General features: G+C 57.9%; 3 protein-coding genes and 1 pseudogene. 3 read left to right on the top strand and 1 reads right to left on the bottom strand.

Annotated features, from left to right (window positions below):
- Positions 1 to 1,044: ParA family protein (locus FLM9_RS00080; RefSeq protein WP_257242927.1), on the top strand; the 1,044-nt coding region annotated here is incomplete at its 5' end.
- Between the two features lie 195 nt (positions 1,045 to 1,239).
- On the opposite strand, the gene FLM9_RS08020 is transcribed toward FLM9_RS00080, so the two are convergent.
- Entirely contained in the window at positions 1,240 to 1,497 is a 258-nt protein-coding gene (locus tag FLM9_RS08020; protein WP_180365241.1) for a hypothetical protein, read from the bottom strand.
- A gap of 47 nt (positions 1,498 to 1,544) precedes the next feature.
- On the opposite strand from FLM9_RS08020, the pseudogene FLM9_RS08675 reads away from it, so the two are divergent.
- Together FLM9_RS08675 and FLM9_RS08025 are read left to right on the top strand one after the other, a co-directional pair.
- Positions 1,545 to 2,087 (top strand): annotated as a pseudogene (locus FLM9_RS08675) (CRISPR-associated endonuclease Cas3''); the annotation flags it as partial.
- Between the two features lie 15 nt (positions 2,088 to 2,102).
- On the top strand, positions 2,103 to 2,353 hold a 251-nt coding region (locus FLM9_RS08025; protein ID WP_257242928.1), incomplete at its 3' end, for a hypothetical protein.

Raw genomic sequence — 2,353 nt, forward strand, 5'->3', positions numbered from 1 at the left:
TTCAATAACAAAGGTGGAGTAGGGAAGACCACACTTGTCTATCATCTTGCCTGGATTTTTGCCGAGATGGATCTATCCATTGTAGTGGCGGACCTGGATCCCCAAATGAATCTCACCAGCATGTTCCTGGAGGACGACAAGTTGGAAGAGATCTGGACAGATGCAGAGCCATCTCGCACTGTTACCGCTGCCCTGGCGCCTCTTCTGGTGAAAGGAACCGGCGATGTGGTGGATCCCTATGTGACCGAGATTGCGGAAGGGATTGGTCTGGTGGTTGGTGATCTGAGCCTGTCCACAATGGAAGATCGTCTATCTACTGAATGGCCGAAATGCCTGGATCAACAGGAACTAGCATTCCGGGTGATCAGCGTGTTTTGGCGGATGTTGGCCAAGGCTGCTGAGCAACGCCAAGCGGACGTGGTGTTGATCGACGTGGGGCCAAGTCTGAGGGCACTGAACCGGGCGGTGCTGATCGCAGCCAACCACGTGGTGATCCCCCTGGGGCCGGACCTCTATTCCGTGCAAGGGCTGAAGAATCTGGGGCCTACACTCCGCCGCTGGCGTGAGGAATGGCAAGATCGTCTGAATCGTGTGCCGGAATCTCTCGGCAAGACAACCGGACTTCCCGAAGGCCAAATGGATCCAGTGGGTTACGTGGTACTGCAACATGCCGTGCGACGGGATCGGCCAGTGAAGGCCTATCAGCGTTGGCTGGAACGCGTCCCATCGGTCTACCGCAAGTGGGTGTTGAATGAAACAGCACAACAACTCCCCGGTTTACCCAAGGAGGATCCCCACTGCCTGGTGGAGCTGAAGCATTACCGCAGCTTGATGCCCCTGGCCCAGACGGCCCGCAAGCCCATGTTCCTGCTCACCCCCGCCGATGGGGCCATCGGCGCGGCCATTACAAGGCGGTCCGGGCCTGCCACAAGGATTTCTCCGCTTTGGCAGAGGCGCTCCTTGAGCGCTGTGGCATTCGTTAGCCATGGGAGCCATCGGCTCAGGGCAACAGAAGCCGATAGATTTGATCAATACGCCGGTTGATGCGGGCGTCACCCTGATCAATATTGCTGCCACTCATGCGCCATGCCGCCAAGGCGCGGCACGGCTTTCGGCTGTTCTAGGGACTTGTGGTCTGCTGGCTTGGCTGTGGCTGAGGGGCTGGAGGCCATGGGCAAAGGGGCTGTGGGGCTAGTTTGACGTTCCCTCGCTCTCCTGAGTTGGCGTCCCGCAGTGAACTCAGTCTGGTTTCGGGGCAGGTTCGGATGGCGGGCAGAACCCAGTGAGGCGGATCAGCCGTTTCCGAATCCTGGGGGCAAGCCGCACCCGAAGCCAGGCCTCATCCACTGGCTCACTCTCCATGGCCACGGAGTTGGCCGCATGACCGGGGATGGGTTCCAAGTGACGGCGCCGCCGCTCCGCCAGCGGCAGGCTGCGCCAGTGTTGGATCTTTTGTGTCCACTTGGTGTCTTCGGGCATTGTTGTGTTCGTGCTCATTCCGAGAGAAAAAATCGTATCGTAAACTAATCTATCCTCAATATGCAGTGGCTAATTCTTTGCTGCTCTGGGCCAAATCACCGGCTAAGAAGAGTCAGGGTGACGGTTACCCCTTGCTGCCCCACTTGCTGGATGTAGCCGCAGTTGCTGCCCAACTTCAGGAGGTGGTTCCTTGCCCTGTGCCAATGCCCTGTTCGCCCTCATGGGTGACAGCGTTGGTGGGGTTTCATGCTCTGGGCAAAGCCACTCCAGGTTTTCAGAAGAAGCTGGGCAGGGAATTGATTCCAGGTTACCCTCACTTTCCTCCCGCCGCCTTCGACCGCCACGATGCCAGTACCGTCCCGCTTTTGAGATGCCAGTTGGTCCAGCGGGAAGCTTCTAAAAGTGATGCCCAGCTCCTTGCCTCAGCAGTGGGCGCGCATCATGGCCACCTGATTAACTCGGTTGATTGTCGAAAAGCTGGCTGCTCAGCGTGATACCTGGAACCGGCATGGCACGAGTCCCACAAGCAGCTATTTACCCAGTTATTGAAAGGGGTTGGTGCTAACGGTATCCCAACTCTGCCGCCTAAGGGCACTCAGCAAGCAGCATTCCTGCAGTGGTTGATGGGGCTTACCACCCTGTCCGACTGGATCAGCTCCAGTGAGGCCCTATGCCGATGGGATCGCCTTGGACGTTGGGAAAACGATCCTGATCCTGTCAAATGGTTCACCGAGAGTCGGCAACTCGCGGACAGAGCACTCTCCGACGTGGGTCTTGCCGGTGCTGCACTGCCACCAGTTGATTCCGGTGGTGATGCCATTAGATTGGCTCTGGGTGGCATGAAGCCCCGTCCGTTACAACAAACCATGGCCAA

Source organism: Candidatus Synechococcus spongiarum (genome assembly GCF_900047545.1).
GTDB lineage: Bacteria > Cyanobacteriota > Cyanobacteriia > PCC-6307 > Cyanobiaceae > Synechococcus_B > Synechococcus_B spongiarum_C.

Excerpts from the sequence above, each read along its gene's own strand:
- FLM9_RS08020 (WP_180365241.1), bottom strand. The coding sequence starts at position 1,497 with ATGAGCACGAACACAACAATGCCCGAAGACACCAAGTGGACACAAAAG.